This window comes from Streptomyces sp. NPDC088766, assembly GCF_044750845.1.
In the GTDB taxonomy this organism is placed as follows: domain Bacteria; phylum Actinomycetota; class Actinomycetes; order Streptomycetales; family Streptomycetaceae; genus Streptomyces.
Genome location: NZ_JBIVKQ010000002.1, coordinates 153,342 through 171,510 on the forward strand (window position 1 = coordinate 153,342; position 18,169 = coordinate 171,510).

Consider the following 18,169-nt stretch of genomic DNA (forward strand, 5'->3'; position numbering starts at 1 on the left):
CGTCCCCCTGGTCACCCGGGCCGTCGGCGCGGAAGCCTTCCCCGCCGGCCGGACCCTCTTCGAGGGCGGCGCCGGCATCGCCCTGCGCACCCACGTCTGCCCCGAGAGCGTGACCGTCCTCGAAGGCGACGCCGGCGAATCCGTCGGCGAACAGCGCGAAGAGGACGGCTACGGCATACGGCACGCAGGACGACGACAAGCCGGGCGTCATGACGCACCTTGGGGTGATCCGGGCCCTCGACGGTCCCCACCGGTGCGGCTGAGGAGCGTCCGGGACGGATCGCGCCCGCCCCCGGCCCGCCGGAACACGCCTCTCGTCCGCACGCGTTGAGGCAGACGCCCCGGGGCGGGCGTCGCCGTCCTGCCCCGGATGGCTGCACCGAGTTGTGGGCCCTTGTGCACGGTGCGACGGTGTAGCCGGAGGGGCGACACCGGCTGCCTGGCGACCACAGCCTCGCAGGCGCCGGCATCATGCGTCGATCCGTGACCGAAGCCCGTCCCACCCCTCGGTGGCCGCGGACTGCCGGTCCAGTGAGTGCGAGGCACACGACGGCCCCCTACCCCGTTCTCGTGGAGGGACAGCATGGAGAAAGCCGACATAGACGAGGAGAGGGCCGGCGCGGCCCGGCGCGGCGGCCCGCCGCCGCGACGGCGCCGCGGACAGGAGTCGGTGACACGCCGCCGTACCTGGCTGATCCTGCCTCTCATGGGCACGCTCCTCTTCTCCCTCACCACCTGCGGGGCCGCGCCGCACGCACGGATTCCGGCCGCCGCGGGCGGCCCCGCAACGGTGCGTGTGGTCCTCGACGGCAACTCCCTGACCCTCGAGCAGATGTTCGCCGTCCTCGACGCCCCCGCGGTCTCCGTGCGCCTGGCGCCACAGGCCCGGGAGCGGATGCGGCAGAACCGCGCGGATGCGATCGCCGCCCTGGGTTCCGGCCAGCGCGTCTACGGATGGAACCAGGCACTGGGACCCTTGAAGGACCGTCCGCTCACCCCTGCCGAGCAGCGCCAGTTCCAGCGCAACATCCTGCTGTCCAACGCGGCGGGCGTCGGACCTGCCTTCCCGCCGGCGGTGGCCAGGCTCGCGCTGGTCATCCGCGCGAACCAGATGGCCCGGGCCCGGATGGGGGTGCGTCCGCAGCTCGCCGAAAGACTGCTCGACCTGGTGAACGCCGGAGTCGTCCCCGAGATGCCGCAGATCGGGTCACTCGGCATCGGCGACCTCCAGCCGATGGCGGAGGCCGGTCTGGTCGCCCTGGGCGAGGCCGTTCCGGCCCGGTTCAACGGCAAGGTGGCCCCGGCTTCGCGGCTGCTGCCCCTGGCGGGTCTGACACCCTCCTTCACGCTCGAACAGGGGGAGGCCCTCCCGATCATCAGCGGAAGCGCGGTCGTCGCCGCCTCCTTCGCCGATGCGGTCGCGCACGCGGAGCGACTGGCGGACCTCACCGAGGGCGGCCTCGCTCTTTTCATGGACGCCACCCGCGCCGAGAAGCAGGCCCTGGACGCCCGCACCCACGAGGAGCGCCGAGTTCCCGGTGAGACCGACGTGGCGGCCCGGCTGCGTGCGCTCGTCGCGGGCAGCGGATGGATGACCGAGGCGGGGCGCCGCCGGCTCGGGGAGACCCACGACCGTGTACAGGACGCCGTCTCGGTGCGTGCCGCGCCGCACATCCTCGGCGCGCTGCGCGAGACGCTCGGCGACGAGCGCGGGGTCCTCGAACGCGAGGTGAACTCCTCCACGAGCAACCCCCTGGTGTTCCCGCGCTCCGGTGGCGGCCATGAGTTCGTCATGGGCGGGAACTACGACGCCGACCTGATGGCGCACGAGATCGACAGGCTGAACGGCAACATCGCCGACGTGGGCGTCCTGTTCGAGCAACTGTCGGCCCGGCTCCTGGCGCCGGCTTGGAGCTACGGCCTGCCCGCCAACCTCGCCGGGGGCCGTGTGGGCCTGAACTCCGGCATGGTGCAGGTGCAGACCGTCGCCACCGCCCTCGTACCGGAGATGCAGGTGCGGGCCTCCCCGCCGAGTGTGCTGTCGAGGCCGGCGAAGGCCGGCCAGGAGGACCACAACACCATGGCCATGGCCTCCGCCCGCGGCCTCCACGAGAACCTCGACCGCATGGACACCGTCCTCGCGGTGCAGATGCTGATGTCCGCGCAGGGCATCGACCTGATCCGCGCCCGCATGCACGGACTTCCCCTGGGGTGCGGCACGTCGGTCATCCATCGGGAGATCCGCCGTCACATCCCTCCCCTCGGGAACGACCGCTGGATGTCCCCCGACCTGAACGAGATGATCCGGTTGGTGCAGGGGGACGCGCTTCTCGCCACCGTCCACGGGACCGTCCACGAGGCCGAACCGGAGGCGCTCTGCCGGGCGGCCTGAGCACCCGGATCACCGCCGCCGAGCTTGCGGTCCACCACCAACCGGGCGTCGCACGACCACTTGGAACCCCTGGCCCAGGGGCGGCTCGTGGGGCACGGTCACGGCAACGCCCGTAGGAGCGACCGCCGATGCCGTCCCCGTCGAAGGGGACCGGCACCACGACCACCGTTCCCGCGCTCCGGCTCCGTTGCCGGAGCGCGGGCCGGGCACGGCGCACACCGGTGCGCCCCCTCCTCGTATCTGCCACCATGTGAAGTCTTCTTCGACATCACCTGGGGGGCTGGGGTCATGCGGAATACGGCAGCGCTCATATCCACGGCAGTCCTGCTGCTGACACTTGCCGCCTGTTCGGACGGACCAGGGGACTCCGGCAGCCCGGCGGACGGTGCCACGGCTTCCTCCTCGAGGGCCGCCACGGCCACCACCGCGCCCCCGGCCGACGCCGAGGCGATCCGCGCCTGCATGGCGGGCATCACCTCGGTCGCCACCGGGGACTGGTCGCGGACGAGCCCGCCGGAGAACCGGCCGGCCGGCTGCGAGTCGCTGTCGGAGACCGAATACGGGTACGCCTACCGGAGCGCCATGGCGGCGATCGACCAAGCGGCGGGAGACGCTCTGGACGACATTCTCGAAAACGGCGGCCTCCCCTCCGGCGGGAGTTCGTGAGCGATACCCGGTCGTAGCCCGGTACGGATCACCGCCCGCTCGGCCGCACCAGCCCCGCCTTGCACGCGAACACCGCCACCTGCGTCCGGCGCAACGCCGTGACACCGGCAGGTCGCTCGCCCCCTCCGCGAACTCACATGATCACGAAACGGAGGCCGTGTGACTGCGCCGATGCCCTGCCCGGTGAAGAAGGGAGTCGTTCGCGGCACGAAACCGTTGCGCCCGTAGTGTCAGGACCCGATGCGCCGTGCGGCCGAGGAGAGGGGAGTCACCTCCGTCGGCCGGGAGTTCCGCCGTACCGCGGCGAACGTCTCGGGAAAGAAGCTTGGTGACGGCTCGTCAGTCGCACTGACGGGCCGTCACAGTCGGCGGGCTAACGGCCCACTCGGGCGAAGGGCACGCCGAAGGCGTCGTAGTCCTCCTTCTCCTGGGAGGTGGAGTTGTCCGAGCTGTACGGCTCGGTCGCCTTGTCGAGCACGGCCGGGTCGTGCGGCAGCGAGCCGATGGCCGACTGGCCGAAGGTGGAGACGAGCATGACGCCCAGGCCCCGGCTCTCCAGGGTGGCCCGGTCGATCTTCAGGGAGGTGAGGGGGATCTTCATCTCGTACGTGGTGTCCTGGTCCGGGTCGTGCCCGGCCGCGAGCAGGTTCTGGTACTTTCCGGCGTCGGCCAGGTCGGCGGGGCGATAGCCGGCGTTGCCGGTGGCCTTGATGCCGGTGACCTCGGCGGAGGCCAGGCCGTCGGCGTGGCGGTAGGTGATGCCGGCGGCGGTGAAGTGCTGGACGTTGGCGGGGGCGTAGTCGAAGGTGCCGGCCGCGTTCAGGGAGAACAGGGCGGGCTGGCCGACGCCCGGCTTGCTGGAGAAGTCGGCGATGTGGTCGACCTGGCCGCCGGTGAACGAGGTGCGCAGGCCCCAGGGGCCCGCAGGGCCGTTCTCCAGCAGCCCCTTGCTGCCCCGCCCCGGGTCGACGTCCAGGGCGATGGACTGGGGGATGTCGCCCTGGTACGGCTTGCCGTTGTCGCTGGTGGGGTACCCCTGGGCGGGGTCCGTCACGTCCGTCACGTTGGTGAACTGCCACATCAGGTACAGGTTGGCGTCGTCCCAGGCAGCGGAGAGGGAGTAGAGGTCGTAGACCGGCCCCTCGTGGCTGCCGCGGAATATGCGCGGGTCGTCGTTGGCGACGCCCTGGGCGACGATCATGTTCTTGGTCCACTCGGCGGGGTTGCCGTCCACCGTGACGGCAGCGGCGCGTCCGACCTGCCCGCCGGGGTTGGTCGCGTAGTACGGGCCCTGTGGATCGGTACCCCCGGGGTCCGGGGCCGGGTCCGTGCCGGAACCGGCGCACGGGTCGGTGGAGCCTGTCACGCCGCCCGCGACCGTCACGATGCCGGAGGAGAGCGAGTAGTTGCGGCCGCCGTTGTTGTCCCAGGTGCCCGAGCCGTTGTTGAACGTCGCCCGCAGGCCGGAGGCGCTGCCCAGATCGACGGTCTTCTTCACCCAGCCCGTGCAGGCCGCTTCCATGGCCACGCCGGGGACCGTGGTCCAGGCGCCGCCGACGGGTTGGTAATGCAGGTAGTGCTGCGTCCAGTTGGAGGCGGTGGAGTAGAAGACGGTCGCCGAGTTGCCGGCCGCGGGGGCGGCGGTCGCAGTGCCGGCGGCGGGTACCGCGGCGAGGAGCGCCATCGCTCCCGACGCCGCCGCCGCGGCTGCCAGGGGACGCTTCATCAGCCGGTGCATGAGGGGTCTCACAGGAATGCTCCAGGGTGGGGGGAAGAGCCGCGGTCGTGACCGCGGCTACCGACAGACACGGCAGGCGCCGGTGTGACGCCTGTGCTGAACTCCTGCGGAAAGCCGGGGGCGTCGCGGAATTCCTGTGCCGTGCCCCGCGACTTCGAGACGATCCTGAAATTTGCTGCAAGCGCTTGCGTGCCCAGGAAATTACCGGCTCGCGGCAAGGGCGTAAAGGGGATCGGCAGCACCAAGTCTCTTGACGAGTAAACTAATTGACGACACGTCAGGTAAACGATCATATTCCGGTCGCCGTCGGCGCTCCGTGCCGCTGACGGCCCGCTCGAGACATCGCTGCAGGACAGAGGCCGGCCATCGGAAGTCCGCGGCGGCTCAGGTCCCCGACGGGCGCCCATGCCGTCGGGGAGAGGGGGGCCGGGGCCGGCCGACGCGGAATCCGGACGGGGAGCAGGTGTCGGCAGCTCTTGCGGAAAATTTCAGCGACCGGGTCTCCGCGGCGTGTGCCGGTGCCGGCGAACGCGACGTCGTCGATGGTGACGAGGCCGGCGGCCCGGGTCTCCACCGGGCCGGCGGCGCCGTGGCGTGTGATCAGGACGCGTGACACGGTGGTCAGGTCCAGGTCGGACACCCGGGCCGCACCGTTCGGGGAGCCGTCTTCCAGGAGTCCGAAGTGCTGCGCACTCTGTTCCGGTAAAAGATCTGGCGTTCGATTGTTTCCGCAGTTCAGGGGCCTGATCGCCGCATCGAGGTCGGCAAATGGTCAGCATCGGGCCGGAGGGTGTCGGGTTTGCTGACCTGTAGGTGTTCGCCGTACCTATCCAGTACCTGAGCGGTGAGCGTCGTCCAGGACGTCACGCAGTGCCCAGTAGGCGGGTTTCACCTCGTACGTCGCGTCCCAGGGAAGAGCGTTTCCCGGACTCGGGGGATAGTGTCGCAGGTCAGCCGTGGAGCCGTACTTGTCGGTGAAACCCCAGGTCGAGAACGAGGTGCAGTTGGGTTCTTCGCCGCAGACTGCGAGTTTCCCCGCCAACTGGCGGGCCTGGACGTCTTCTTCGTCCTCGTCGACGAGGACGTCCGCCTCCGAGACCCGTGCCTTCAGGCCGAGCCCGGCCAAAGCCCGGACCTTGCGTCGGAAGACCTCGGGGTCGGTACGGTCGCCGACGGCGTATTCGTGGTCCTGGAAACCGACGCCATCGATCGGAACGCCCCGCTCCTTCAACCGGATCAGCAGCGCGTAGAGGGCATCCCAGCGTGGACCGTCCTCCTCCACCCCGTACTCGTTGAGGTACAGCACCGCGTGCGGGTCGGCCTCGCGGGCAGCACGGAAGGCAATGTCGATGTACTGCTCACCCATCGCTTCGAACCACAACTGTGGCCGCACGCCCCGGTTGCCGTTGGAGTAGTCCTCATCCTCGTCGGACATGGGCTCGTTCACCACGTCCCATTCCGCCACCTTCCCCCGGAAGTGGCCCGCTACCGCGCGTATGTGCTCCACCATGACGCGCCTGCGTTGCTCGTGCGTCATCTCGGCACGCATCCATGCGGGCAGGGCTTCGAACCAGACAAGGGTGTGGCCGTGCACCTTCATCCTGTTGGCTTCGGCGAAGTCCACCAAGGTATCGCCTTCCGCGAACGCGAACACGCCGCGTCGAGGCTGGACGAACTGCGGCTTGAAGTCGTTCTCCGGCGTAAGCATGGAGAACTCCTCACCCGCCGTCCGGCGGTAGGCGCTGTCAGTCAGCAAGGGGCCCGCGGCCAGGGCGGTTCCCATACGGATCGGGCGTGGGAGAACCGCCGCCAGATCACGCATCGCATCGCTGGACCGGGGCACTCGCAGGCCAGGCGCGTCCACGACGGACATCCGGCCCCGCCCCAGTGACCGCGCGTGGAGATCGCTGAGGGTCCAGCCCTTCCCGCGGGCTCCCGCGTCCGCGCCGAACCAGATGCGGCCGTGGCCGAAGACGTCCCGCGCGGGAACGGTTCCCACGACCCTGCCGTCGGCCTCCAGCACGAGCCTGTTCGCGCGGACTTCGACGGCGAGGCGGACTTCGGGCCCCAGGCCGCTCCCGAAGGTCCGGGTCATCGCGGGTCTGTCGGAGTCCCCGTCCCAGCGGTCGATCCGGAGCCTCCCGCCGGCCACCCCGATGCGCACGCCGCGCCGTTCGTAGCGCCATTCGTCGTAGATGACCGGCGTCTCACCGTACAGATGCAGGTAGGCATCCGTGTCATCCGTGCGCTGCAGGCCGGCTTCGATCCGGACATCCCCTCGGAACACCAGGTGGGGACCGCGCAGGTTCACCGGTGGGTTCGGCTGTCCGCCGGTACCGTCCTGGCGTGTGATGCGCCGGTCGAGGGGTGTGACCCGTACTCCTGTGTGCGTGGGCTTCCCGCCGGCGAAGTGAGCCCAGTCCCTGCCGTTCAGGAGGTCCTCCACAGGTCCCCCCGGGGGCGCGGAGGTGCCGGCACGGTCCCCCGGGACACCAGCGACCAAGGCACACACAACCGCGATGACAGCGTTCTTTCGAAACCGCATGAACAGCAGCACTCCGTATCCTCAGCCCGTCTTCCGACGGCATCGCCGCCCTCAGCCACACCGTCGCCGAGCACCGTCCTCCCCAGCCACGGCAAGAACGGTGCGCAACCGATCGCGCCGCCCCGCTGTGACTGATCGTCATTGTTTCAGGTGCGAGTGAGGGACCGTCGGCCGAGGACCGTTCGGGAACGACGGCCGGAGAGCGGTCGGTACGGTCGGCGGTGGGATCGTTTCATCCTGGTTCCGCAGCTCGTGGGGCTGGTGTGGTCCGGGAGTGACGGACTCCTGCCGGTCGGCATCATGATCACTGCGGGGGTGGTCGTCGGTCACTCTGGACCCGGTGTTCGCGAGGACGAGGAGGGCCCGCAGGAGGGTGGTCGCGTGGCGGGCGTCCATGCGGACCTCGGTCAGGATGCGCCGGGACTCGAGGTGGGCGAACCCGTGCTCGACGGCGGCGCGTTCGCGGCTGATCAGCCGGTTCGCTTCCTTCTCGGCATCGGTGAGTCGGTGGTTCCGGGTGGCCCTGCGGCCGGTGATGATCACGGGGGCGTCGTCGGGCTGGTCGTCCAGGCCGACGAAGCCGAGGCCGGTGGACCTTCCCCTTGATCGTGGACACGTGCGGTCCTCGCTCTTGTCGGCTTGCTCGAACCGCTAATACGCCGGTGTATGCCGACGGTCCGCCGAACCTCTGTGCGGATCCGGCGGACCGTCGGCCCTGACGTCGACCTGTCTCAGATCGGCAGTCCATCGGTCAGACCCCGACCTGCTCACCCGTCTCCGTCTGCTCGGACTGCTCCTGGCCGGCGGCGGCAGAGGGCTTCTCGGTGCGCATCACCAGCAGAGTGATGAGTCCACCGGCCGCGGCGATGACCGCTGCTGCGGTGAACGCCGCGCTGAAACCCTCGGTCAGGGCCGGCAAATCGCCGAGCCGGCCCGCGCCCTGCGACGTGGCCAGTGCGGTGAGTGCGGCCAGGCCGAGAGCCGAGCCGATCTGGTACGTCGTGTTGACGATGCCAGAGGCCAGACCCGCCTGTTCCTGCGGTGCCCCGGACATGGCTGCCATCATCGCCGGGATGTACGCCAGCGACATGCCGAGCGACGCGACCAGCGAAGCCGGCAGGACATCGACGGCGAAGGAGCCGCCCGATTCCACTGCCGACAGCCACACCAGACCCAGAGCAAGGACCAGCAGCCCTCCGCCGATCAGCGGCTTGGCACCGAACCGGCCCAGCAGACGCGCCGTGATCGCGGTCATGAAGACCATCAGCAACACGGTCATCGGCAGCAACGCGGCGCCCGAGGCGAATGCCCCGTAGCCGAGGACTTGCTGGAGGTAGAGGTTGAGGAAGTACCACATCGGGATCCACGCGGCCCCCAGCAGCGTCATCCCCAGGTTGGCCGAGCCGAGCCGCGGCACGCGCCAGATGCCCAGCGGCATCAGCGGCTGACGCACGGTCCGCTGGACGACGAAGAAGAGGGCCAGCAGGGCTGCGGCACCAAGGAGTTGGACCACTGTCTGAGTGGATCCCCAGCCGATCTCCGGGGCGCGTACGAGGGAGAAGACGGCGAGCGCGAGACCGGCGGTGACTGCGACGGCTCCCATGACGTCGATGGCGCCGCGGCGCGGGGCGACCGCCGGCAGAAGCCCGGTGGCGGCGAGCGTGGCGATGCCGATGGGTATGTAGATGATGAACACCCACGGCCAGCTGAGCCACTCGGTGAACACGCCGCCGAGGAAGACGCCCGCGGTGCCGCCCGCCGGCGCGGCGGCGCCGTAGAGGGCCATGGCCTTGCCGAGTTCCCTCGGGTCGTGTGCGAAGAGAGTCATCAACAGGGTCATCGCGGCCGGGGCTATGAGCGCACCCCCGACACCCTGTACCGCGCGGCCGACGACCTCGACCCAGGCGGTCTGAGCGGCCGCCGCGACGATCGACCCGCCGATGAGCACGCTCCAGCCGGCAGTGAAGACCCGGCGGGCGCCGAGCAGGTCGGAGAGGCGCCCGCCGAGGAGTAGCAGACCACCGAAGGCGATGACGTAGGCGTTGAACACCCACTGCAGCTCGCCCTGGGAAAAGCCGAGGTCCTTCTGTATCTCGGGGAGCGCGACCCCGATGATCGAGGTGTCCATGATCACCATGAACTGGGCTGTGGCGAGCACTGCGAGTGCCCACCAGCGCTTGGGACTGACGGTTGGCATTGCCTTCCCCTTTTCAGGATCACCTGTGCGTCTATATACCCCTGGGGGGTATCTAGGCGGGAAGTTAACATACCCCTAGGGGGTATGCAAGGGGTGTCGTGGCTTGAGTTTCCCCATGCAAAAAGGCCGTTTGGTCGCTGTCTTCGCGGACAGCGACCAAACGGCGGTCAGTGATTTGAAGGGGCCACCTGAAGGAGCGCAGCCGCAGGCTGTCGGTGACGACGAAGACCGACGAGAAGGCCATCGCGGCGCCCGCGATCATCGGGTTGAGCATCCCGAAGGCCGCGAGCGGCAGGGTCGCGACGTTGCAGCCGAAGGCCCAGAACGAGGCCGCCACTGCACACGGCACGTCACGAGGAGATGAGACCAGGTGACCACCGTCTCCCGCCCCGCAGGTACGCCGGACCCGGCGCGAGGCGCGGCCCCGCACGGCTGTGCCGACCACAAGTCCGACCATCTCACCCGGCTGCACAAGGCCGGAGGCCAGGTGCGCGGGGCGACCCGGATGGTGGACGACGACCGGTACTGCATCGACGTCCTCACCCAGATCGGCGCCGTCACCCGAGCCCTGCAGGAAGTCGCACTCGGCCTGCTCGACGACCACGTGCGGCACTGCGTGAGCGACGCCGCCCGCTCGGACCCCGCCGCGGGTGAGGCCAAGCTCGGCGAACTCGCCCTCGCCCTGCGCCGCACACTGCGCCTGTGACCGCTTCCGCGATCCACGAGCCGGGCAAACCCCACGGGGGTATATTGAGCGGGCGGCGAGTCCCCACTCACGGGACTCGCCGGGCAGAAACCCGGGTGGAGGCGATGGCGACACAGACAGCCCGCGCGGGCGCCGTGCGCTGGGCGCGCGGCGTCGTCATCGTCCTGTGTGCCGCCCTGGCCGTGCTGGTCCACCATGAGACCGCCGCGATCGCGGTCACCTCCGCGTCCTCCGGCCGGCATGCCGGACACGTCATGCCGGGCACGGCATCCTCGCCCGCCGACGCGATGCCGACGAGTTCCGCCACCGGTCACGCGGACGAGCCCGGCGCGATTCCGTCCACGCACAGTTCCCCCCACAGCGGCTGCGCCACCACGGGCATGCAGCACTGCACCACAGCGAGCGTCGAGGTGGTCAAGCTCGCCGTGCCGCTGCAGGGGTTTGCCGGGCAGTCGGCAAACCCGTACCAGGCCCGATCCGGTCCGGTGTCCGCCGGGACGATCGGCCGCGCGCCACCCGACCTGTCGGTTCTCTCCCAGCTGCGTATCTAGGCCGCGCCCACGGCACCCGTGTGCCGTCTTGTGTCCGCGACCCACATGCAGCTCGAACAAGAGGACTCACATCGTGAACAGCATCAACCGCCGCTCCGTCCTGCTCGCCGGACTCGGCGCCGCCGGCGCGGGCGCGCTCGCCGCCTGCAGCACCACCAGCACCGCCCCCGCCCTGGTCGGCCCCTCCGGCTCCGCCATCGCCGCCGCCGGGAAAAGCGGGGCGGCACCGGCAGTGAGCACAAGATCACCCTGACCGCGGCGCCCGCCAGGCTCGACCTGGGCGGTGGCGTCAGGACCAAGACCTGGGCCTTCGAGGGCCGGACGCCGGGCAGGGAGGTCCGGCTCTCCACCGGGGACACCCTGGTGGCCGAGCTGTCCAACCAACTGCCGGGCAAGACCACCACCTCGATCCACTGGCACGGCATCGCGTTGCGCAACGACATGGACGGCGTACCGTCCGCCACCCAGACCGCAGTGCGGGCCGGGAGCACCTTCACCCACCGCTTCATCGCCGATGCCCTCGGCACGTACTTCTTCCACCCGCACGTCGGCGTCCAGCTCGACCGCGGGCTGTACGCGCCGCTGATCGTGGAGGACCCGCACGAGCCGTTGGCGTACGACGACGAATGGGTCGTCGTCCTCGATGACTGGGTCGACGGTGTCACCGGTACCCCCGACGAGGTCTTCGCCGAGCTCAGGCAGGGCATGGGCGGCATGGACATGGGCGGCGCCTGCCCGCACTGAACGACACGTCCTTCCACGCTTCCCCCGTGCACTCCCTTCGGGGTTCGCGTTGGCTTCAGACCGCCGGAACGCGGCCCGGGTGCACCCGTCAGGAGATGGCCGCAGGTTTACAGGCCGGGGGCGCCCCAGAGCGGGAACCAGCGGGTCAGGTCCTCCTCGATGCGCAGGTCGTCCTTGATGGTGGCCTTGACCTGGAGTTCCAGCGGGTTGTCGCGATTCTGGCCGGGTAGCGGAGCGAACGGGTAGAAGGTGCCGCGCTTGTAGAGGTAGACCAGCGCGAGGGGGCGCAGCTCGGCGTCGTGGAACGTGACCAGGGAGCACAGGAGTTGCGGGCCGAAGCCGCTGTCCTGCAGGGCGGTGTTCACCGCGTGCAGGTCGCTCACAAGGGCAGGCAGGTCGCCGGGGTCGCGACGGGAGAGCAGCCATGAGTAGCCGTAGCTGTCACTGCTGAACTCCACCGGCAAGCCAGCCCGTTCGGAGTCCGCGTCCAGCAGGGCCCGTACGTCTTGCTGGACTTGGGCGAATGCCCCGCCCTCGATGGCGGCGAAGCACACCGAGCCCACTCCGGTCGGGGTGAAGCCGAGCGCGGCCTGGAGGGTGATCGCGGCCGAGGGCAGGCCGAAGACCTGGTCCAGGTCGGGCTTGACCGGCTTGGACCGGCCGAACAGGACGTCCAGGAAACCCACGGGGCCCTCAGCTCCTTCTGCCCGGGCCCGGCTCGGGCGGGATACACCGGGGTGGGCGGCCGGGACGGTGGCGGGTGGTCATGCCGCCTCACCCAGCTCCACTGAGATGGCCGCGAGCGCCTCCAGACGGCGTTCCAGGCTGGGGTGGGTGGAGAACAGGTTGGCCACCGCCGTGCCGGGCCCGAGGGCGGGGGTGAAGAAGAACGCGTTGAACGCCTGGGCGGTGCGCAGATCCTGGGTGGGAATGCGGGCGATGTCGCCGCTGACCTTGGTCAGCGCCGAGGCCAGTACGGAGGGTTTCCCGGTGAGCATGGCCGCGGCGCGGTCGGCGGCCAGCTCGCGGTAGCGGGACAGCGCCCGGATGAGCAGGAAGCTGAGGGCGTAGACGAGCGCGGAGACCGCCATGACGAGCGCGAGCAGGGCGGCGGTGTTCTGGTCGCGGTTGCGTCCGCCGAACAGCTGGGAGTAGAAGGCGAAGCGGACGATGAGCCCGGCGATCACGCCCAGGAACGAGGCGATGGTGATCACCGCGACGTCGCGATGTGCGACATGGGAGAGCTCATGGGCGAGGACGCCTTCCAGTTCATCGGTCTCCAGGCGGCGCAGTAGCCCGGTGGTCACGCAGACGACGGCGTGGTCGGCGTTGCGGCCGGTGGCGAACGCGTTGGGCAGGTCCATCTCGGAGACGGCCACCCGGGGTTTGGGCATGTCCGCGGTGGCGCACAGCCGGTCGATGACGCCGTGCAGCTCGGGTTGTTCCTCGCGGCTGACGAGGTGGCCGTGCATGGCGTACAGGGCGATCCGGTCGGAGAACCAGAACTGCGCGACCAGCAGGGCGGCGGCGATGACGACCACCAGGACGACGGACTTGAGCAGCACGATCAGCGCGGCGACGAACGCCACGTACACCAGCCCGAGCCGGAACATCGTGACCGCCATGCGGGCGGTCAGCTGCCGGTCGGGCTCGAAACGGCTGCGCATCGTCATCACCCCGGGATCAGGCCCTCGTCGGAGAGCAGTTCGCGCACCTGCGTGAGGCTGGTGTCCGCATCGGGCAGCACCAGATCGGACGGTGTGATCCTTTCGTCCGGTAGGGGTGTGCCGAGGCTGCGTACCGCGTCCAGCAGGTCTGACAGGGCGGCGGTGAACGCGGTCTCGTCGTCCGCGTCCGCGGCCGACTGCAGCGCCGCGTCCAGCTCGTTGAGCCGGTCCAGGTGCTCTTCGGTGATCTCGTACTGGCCTTCGCCGAGAATCCTCATGATCATGGCGTTGCCTCCTGGTCCGGCGGTGCCTGCCTGGCCCCGCCGCCCTCCACGGCCGGCGGGGTGGAAGCCGCCGGGAGCCGCGCCTTCATCATGGCCAGTTCCTTGTCCACGTCGCTGCCTGCGGTGACGCGCTCGAGTTCGGCCTGGATGTCGTCACGGCCGGCCGGCAGGGTGGCGTCCTCCAGCGCGCCGGAGGCGAGCAGTTCGTCCAGCGCACCGGCGCGGGCCTGCAGCTGCTCGGTCCTGTCCTGGGCGCGCTGCATGGCCAGACCCACATCGCCCATCTCCTCGCCGATGCCGGTGACGGCCTCGGTGATACGGGTCTGCGCCTCGGCCGCGGTGTAGGTGGCCTTGATCGTCTCCTTGCGGGTGCGGAAGCTGTCGACCTTCGCCTGCAGGCGCTGCGAGGCGAGGGTGAGCTTCTCCTCCTGGTCCTGCAGCGACGCCTGCTGGGTCTGCAGGTCGGTGATCTGGGAGGCCACGGCGGTGCGTCGGGTCAGGGCTTCGCGGGCGAGATCCTCGCGCCCGGCGGCGAGCGCCTGCTGGGCCTGGTCCTGCAGCTTGCCCGTGGACTGCTGCAACTGGTTCACCTGCAGGTCGACGCGTTTGCGGCTGGTCGCGACATCGGCCACGCCGCGCCGTACCTTCTGCAGCATCCGGAGCTGCTGCTCGTAGGAGTAGTCCAGGACCTCGCGGGGGTCCTCGGCCTTGTCCAGGGCCTTGTTCGCCTTGATCCGGAACAGGGCGGCGATGCGGTGAGCGATGCTGCTCATGACGGCCGCCTCCTCTCGATGGGGTGAGGAATCAGCCAGGCCACTCGGCGGACACCTTCAGGCTCCGGCCCGGTGGTCCGGGCCGCAACCGCGATCCCTGGTGCTCCCAGCCATCCCTGCCCCGCGATACCCAGCGGGGTGGGGACCAGCGGTCCCTGGGCGGGGCCGGTCGGAACCTGCACCGGGTCCGCACCCCAGGAGCAGGCTCGACGAAGCCGACCAGTACCGCTGCGGCAGCGTTTCCTGCTCGGCCGCCGGCAAGCCGGCCCGCGTTCTACAGAACCTCGATGTCGCCGACCTGCTCTTCCGCCCCCATGCGCTCACCTACGGCAGCCTGCGTTGCACGAGCGGTGGCACGGGCGCAGGCTGCTTGATGACGAGGGGAGTCCTTCGATGCCCCAGCGCCCGCCCACCGCAGAGGTCGATCGTCCGGTCGTCGGCTCGTACCCGACCTGCACCGGCGCCCAGCGCGGTCGACTTTCTGTCCGGCAGTAGATTCCCGGTGGAACACACCGCGATCATCGGTTCGGACCTCCGCATGGTCGAGACCGTCCTCGGCCGCCTCACACGCGGACGGGCCGCCCTGGCCGGGGCCGGCACCGGCGCCTGGTTCGGGCTGCTGATCGGACTGCTGCTGTCGGTGTTCGCCGCAGGCAACCATCACGTCCTGGTCCTGATGCTCAGCGGTCTGGCCTACGGGGCCGTTTTCGGTGCGGTCTTCGGCTTCGCCGGTCATGCCCTCAGCGGCGGCCATCGCGACTTCTCCTCCCGCAGCCAGATCGTGGCCGCCCGGTACGACGTGGTCGCCGACACCGAAGTCGCCGAGGAGGCCAAGAACCTGCTGATCAAACTCGCCTGGCGCGAAGAGTGGCCCGCTCTCGGCCTTGCCACCCGCGCAGCGCTGCGGACACCCCTGTCTCCCGCAAGGGCTTCGCCACCTGTCGGCCCGGCTCCACGTGCCCGACGGCGCTGCCCCTGAAGTCGTCCCGGTCTCACTCGCTGAAGGAGGAGTGACCGTGCACCACCACGCGGATCATCACGATCACGAAACGTCCGGGCGCGAAGATCCCGGTAAGGAGCGGACCACGGCGGTTCTGGACGTGCGCGGTCTGGCCTGGGCGTCCCAGCAGAGCACCGTCGCCGCTGCGTTGGGCCGGCGGCCCGGCGTACTTCAGGTCGAGGTCAACCCGGTCGCGCAGTCGGCGACGGTGGCCTTCGATCCGCGGCGTACGTCACTGGCGGAGCTGCGCCGCTGGGTGACCGAATGCGGCTACCACTGCGCGGGCCAGTCCGTGCCGTCCCATGTCTGTGATCCGATGGCCGAACCGGACCCTGCCGCCGGAGCCACCGAGGGCCGTCGTACGACTCCTGAGGGCCGTGCCGCGGTGGTGGCGGCTCCAAGCGCACCCGCGGAGCACACCGAGCACACCGAGCACACCGAGCACACCGCGGCCGCGGCTCCCGCCGAAGCCGAGGAGATGCCGACCCCCCACGAGCTGATGGGGCACGGCGGCCACGAGGCCATGTCGATGGCGGCGATGGTGGCCGACATGCGCAACCGCTTCCTCGTGGCGCTGCTGTTCTCGATCCCCATCGTCGTCTGGTCGCCGATCGGCGAGGACGTCTTCGGTCTGGACGCCCCCGTGCCCTTCGGGCTGCGCCAGGACGTCTGGGCGCTGCTGCTGAGCCTGCCGGTGATCTTCTACTCGTGCTCGATCTTCTTCGACGGCGCGGTGCGGGCCCTGCGTGCCCGCACCCTGGACATGATGGTGCTGGTCGCGGTAGCCGTCGGCTCCGGCTGGACATACTCGCTGATCATCACGCTCACCGGGGGCGGCGACGTCTTCTACGAGGCGGCCACCGTGCTGGCCTCGTTCGTGCTGCTCGGCCACTGGTTCGAGATGCGGGCCCGGGGCGGCGCCAACGACGCCATCCGCACCCTGCTCGACCTGGCCCCGCCCAAGGCACTCGTCGTACGGGGCGGCGAGCCGGTCGAGGTGCCCACCGCCGATGTCGTGGCCGGCGATCTGCTGCTGGTCCGGCCCGGAGCCAAGATCGCCGTCGACGGAACCGTCGAGGAGGGGGAGAGCGAGGTCGACGAGTCGATGGTCACCGGGGAGAGCCTGCCCGTGCACAAAGCCCCCGGGGCACAGGTCGTCGGCGCGACCATCAACGCCAACGGCACGCTCCGCGTACGCGCCACCAAGGTCGGCTCCGACACCGCGCTGGCCCAGATCGTCAAGCTCGTCCAGGAAGCCCAGAACTCCAAGGCCCCGGGCCAACGGCTCGCCGACAGGGCCGCGTTCTGGCTGGTCTTCGTCGCCCTGATCGGCGGCGCCGCGACGCTGGCCGTCTGGCTGCTGGCCACCGACCGCTCGCTGGGCACCGCGATGCTGTTCGCCATCACCGTCGTCGTCATCACCTGCCCGGACGCACTGGGTCTGGCCACCCCCACGGCCGTCATGGTCGGCACGGGACTGGGAGCCCGGCGCGGGGTGCTGTTCAAGAACGCCGTCGCCCTGGAGGCATCGGCGGGGATCCGGACCGTGGTCATGGACAAGACCGGCACCCTGACCAAGGGCGAGCCGGAGGTGACCGACCTGATCACCGTCCCGGGAACGGACGAGGACCAACTGCTGCGGCTGGTCACGGCGGTGGAGCGCGAGTCCGAGCACCCGCTGGCCGAAGCCGTCGTACGGTACGCCGACAGCCGGGCCGTGACGGCAGTGAGCGCGCGGCACTTCGAGAACGTCCCCGGCCACGGTGCGACCGCGGTCGTCGACGGCCACCGGGTCGCGGTCGGCAACCGCGCACTGGCGGTGCGCGAAGGCGTCGACCTCGGCCGACTGGCCGTCCGGCGCGAGGCGCTGGCCGCCACCGGCCGTACCGTCGTCATCGCCGCCGTCGACGGACGGGCGGCTGGCCTGATCGGCATCGCCGACGCACCCCGGGAGACCTCCGCCGCCGCCGTGGCCGAACTGCACGCCCTCGATGTCGAAGTGGTCATGCTCACCGGTGACAACCAGGCCACCGCCGAACGGATCGCCGACCGTCTGGGCATCGACACCGTCATCGCCGAGGTCCTGCCCGGGGACAAGGCGGCCAAGGTCGCCGAACTGCAACGCGGCGGCCGCAAGGTCGCCATGGTCGGCGACGGCGTCAACGATGCCCCGGCGCTGGCCCAGGCCGACCTCGGCATCGCCATCGGCGCCGGCACCGACGTCGCCATCGAGACCGCAGACCTCGTCCTGATGCGCTCCGACCCCCTCGACGTACCGACCGCGCTGCGCATCGGCCGCGGCACCCTGCGCAAGATGCGGCAGAACCTCGGCTGGGCCATCGGCTACAACGCCATCGCCCTGCCCATCGCCGCCGGCGTCTTCGAACCCGCCACCGGTCTCGTACTGCGGCCGGAGATCGCCGCGCTGTCCATGTCCGGGTCCAGCATCATCGTCGCCGTCAACGCCCTCGCGCTCAAACGCCTGCACCTCCCCGGTGCGGCACCCTCGCCCGCCGACCAACCCCCCAGCGCGGCGGCTGCCCCCGCCACCGGTGAAAGCGCCGGGCCGGACATCGGACGCCGTGCCGCCTGACCTCCCGGGCCACGGGCAGGCCGCGTACGACCTGCCCGGCGACACCGCCGCCGTGGAGCAGATCACGACTTCCGTTCGTCGCCCATCGGCGACCCTGCACAGGGTGTCGAAGCGCTGTCTGGACGGCGGTCTGTGCAGGCCCAATCGCTGAAGGCGGACGGAGCAGGTGCTTAGCCTCGCCGTTTCGGTTGGGATGAGGCGGCGTCGACGATCAGCAGCTCTGGGGTGGTCGACGCGATTTCGGTGCTTGGGCAGGGCTGAGTCCCGGCGCGGTGGTCGGGTTCTCCAAGGTCTATCGGGTCGTGGGCGGACG

15 protein-coding genes and 1 pseudogene are annotated in these 18,169 nt (G+C 70.3%); 9 read left to right on the forward strand and 7 right to left on the reverse strand.

The window, feature by feature from the left end; translation table 11 throughout:
• Positions 1-583: 583 nt before the first annotated feature.
• Both hutH and ACIP5W_RS03425 read left to right on the forward strand, forming a co-directional pair.
• Positions 584-2,392, forward strand: a complete 1,809-nt coding sequence (hutH, locus tag ACIP5W_RS03420; protein WP_401466029.1) for a histidine ammonia-lyase — start codon at positions 584-586, stop codon at positions 2,390-2,392.
• Positions 2,393-2,680: 288 nt separating this feature from the next.
• Positions 2,681-3,058 (forward strand): hypothetical protein, encoded by a 378-nt coding sequence (locus tag ACIP5W_RS03425; protein ID WP_401466032.1) that lies wholly within the window; start codon positions 2,681-2,683, stop codon positions 3,056-3,058.
• 373 nt (positions 3,059-3,431) lie between these two features.
• On the opposite strand, the gene ACIP5W_RS03430 is transcribed toward ACIP5W_RS03425, so the two are convergent.
• Together ACIP5W_RS03430 and ACIP5W_RS03435 are read right to left on the reverse strand one after the other, a co-directional pair.
• Complete coding sequence (locus ACIP5W_RS03430; protein ID WP_401466035.1) at positions 3,432-4,784, reverse strand: carbohydrate binding domain-containing protein; 1,353 nt, start codon at positions 4,782-4,784, stop codon at positions 3,432-3,434.
• Between the two features lie 838 nt (positions 4,785-5,622).
• A complete protein-coding gene (locus ACIP5W_RS03435) occupies positions 5,623-7,353 on the reverse strand; it encodes an endo-1,4-beta-xylanase (RefSeq protein WP_401466038.1) in 1,731 nt (576 codons plus the stop codon).
• Positions 7,354-7,722: 369 nt separating this feature from the next.
• Here ACIP5W_RS03435 and ACIP5W_RS03440 point away from each other — a divergent pair, with 369 nt between their 5' ends.
• Positions 7,723-7,947, forward strand: a complete 225-nt coding sequence (locus ACIP5W_RS03440; RefSeq protein WP_401466041.1) for a hypothetical protein — start codon at positions 7,723-7,725, stop codon at positions 7,945-7,947.
• Positions 7,948-8,092: 145 nt separating this feature from the next.
• On the opposite strand, the gene ACIP5W_RS03445 is transcribed toward ACIP5W_RS03440, so the two are convergent.
• Positions 8,093-9,538, reverse strand: a complete 1,446-nt coding sequence (locus ACIP5W_RS03445) for an MFS transporter (protein WP_401466044.1) — start codon at positions 9,536-9,538, stop codon at positions 8,093-8,095.
• A 215-nt stretch (positions 9,539-9,753) separates the two neighbouring features.
• Here ACIP5W_RS03445 and ACIP5W_RS03450 point away from each other — a divergent pair, with 215 nt between their 5' ends.
• The 4 genes and pseudogenes from ACIP5W_RS03450 to ACIP5W_RS03465 all read left to right on the forward strand — a co-directional run.
• Positions 9,754-9,912, forward strand: a complete 159-nt coding sequence (locus tag ACIP5W_RS03450; RefSeq protein WP_401467011.1) for a hypothetical protein — start codon at positions 9,754-9,756, stop codon at positions 9,910-9,912.
• Positions 9,909-10,244: a metal-sensitive transcriptional regulator gene (locus tag ACIP5W_RS03455; protein WP_401466047.1), complete on the forward strand. Its 336-nt coding sequence runs from the start codon at positions 9,909-9,911 to the stop codon at positions 10,242-10,244. The genes ACIP5W_RS03450 and ACIP5W_RS03455 overlap by 4 nt, the downstream gene beginning before the upstream one ends.
• A gap of 104 nt (positions 10,245-10,348) precedes the next feature.
• On the forward strand, positions 10,349-10,795 hold the full coding sequence (locus ACIP5W_RS03460; protein WP_401466050.1) for a DUF6153 family protein: 447 nt from the start codon (positions 10,349-10,351) through the stop codon (positions 10,793-10,795).
• 73 nt (positions 10,796-10,868) lie between these two features.
• A pseudogene (locus ACIP5W_RS03465) lies at positions 10,869-11,524 on the forward strand (multicopper oxidase domain-containing protein); the annotation flags it as partial.
• A gap of 122 nt (positions 11,525-11,646) precedes the next feature.
• On the opposite strand, the gene ACIP5W_RS03470 reads toward ACIP5W_RS03465, so the two are convergent.
• The 4 genes from ACIP5W_RS03470 to ACIP5W_RS03485 form a co-directional block, all read right to left on the reverse strand.
• Positions 11,647-12,225: a hypothetical protein gene (locus ACIP5W_RS03470; RefSeq protein WP_401466053.1), complete on the reverse strand. Its 579-nt coding sequence runs from the start codon at positions 12,223-12,225 to the stop codon at positions 11,647-11,649.
• Positions 12,226-12,303: 78 nt separating this feature from the next.
• Entirely contained in the window at positions 12,304-13,206 is a 903-nt protein-coding gene (gene htpX / locus ACIP5W_RS03475) for a zinc metalloprotease HtpX (protein ID WP_401466954.1), read from the reverse strand.
• Positions 13,207-13,211: 5 nt separating this feature from the next.
• Positions 13,212-13,490 carry a hypothetical protein gene (locus ACIP5W_RS03480; protein WP_390848353.1) on the reverse strand — a complete coding sequence of 93 codons (279 nt, stop codon included), beginning with the start codon at positions 13,488-13,490 and terminating at the stop codon, positions 13,212-13,214.
• Positions 13,487-14,263 carry a PspA/IM30 family protein gene (locus ACIP5W_RS03485; RefSeq protein ID WP_401466056.1) on the reverse strand — a complete coding sequence of 259 codons (777 nt, stop codon included), beginning with the start codon at positions 14,261-14,263 and terminating at the stop codon, positions 13,487-13,489. The genes ACIP5W_RS03480 and ACIP5W_RS03485 overlap by 4 nt, the downstream gene beginning before the upstream one ends.
• Positions 14,264-14,765: 502 nt before the next feature.
• Here ACIP5W_RS03485 and ACIP5W_RS03490 point away from each other — a divergent pair.
• Both ACIP5W_RS03490 and ACIP5W_RS03495 read left to right on the forward strand, forming a co-directional pair.
• Positions 14,766-15,242, forward strand: coding sequence for a general stress protein (locus ACIP5W_RS03490; RefSeq protein ID WP_401466059.1), 477 nt, complete (start codon positions 14,766-14,768; stop codon positions 15,240-15,242).
• A gap of 37 nt (positions 15,243-15,279) precedes the next feature.
• A complete protein-coding gene (locus tag ACIP5W_RS03495) occupies positions 15,280-17,856 on the forward strand; it encodes a heavy metal translocating P-type ATPase (protein WP_401466062.1) in 2,577 nt (858 codons plus the stop codon).
• Positions 17,857-18,169: the final 313 nt, after the last annotated feature.

Coding starts and splice junctions, on each gene's coding strand:
- ACIP5W_RS03485 (WP_401466056.1), bottom strand. CDS start 14,263: ATGAGCAGCATCGCTCACCGCATCGCCGCCCTGTTCCGGATCAAGGCG.
- hutH (WP_401466029.1), top strand. CDS start 584: ATGGAGAAAGCCGACATAGACGAGGAGAGGGCCGGCGCGGCCCGGCGC.
- ACIP5W_RS03425 (WP_401466032.1), top strand. CDS start 2,681: ATGCGGAATACGGCAGCGCTCATATCCACGGCAGTCCTGCTGCTGACA.
- ACIP5W_RS03480 (WP_390848353.1), bottom strand. CDS start 13,490: ATGATCATGAGGATTCTCGGCGAAGGCCAGTACGAGATCACCGAAGAG.
- ACIP5W_RS03430 (WP_401466035.1), bottom strand. CDS start 4,784: ATGAAGCGTCCCCTGGCAGCCGCGGCGGCGGCGTCGGGAGCGATGGCG.
- htpX (WP_401466954.1), bottom strand. CDS start 13,206: ATGCGCAGCCGTTTCGAGCCCGACCGGCAGCTGACCGCCCGCATGGCG.
- ACIP5W_RS03445 (WP_401466044.1), bottom strand. CDS start 9,538: ATGCCAACCGTCAGTCCCAAGCGCTGGTGGGCACTCGCAGTGCTCGCC.
- ACIP5W_RS03460 (WP_401466050.1), top strand. CDS start 10,349: ATGGCGACACAGACAGCCCGCGCGGGCGCCGTGCGCTGGGCGCGCGGC.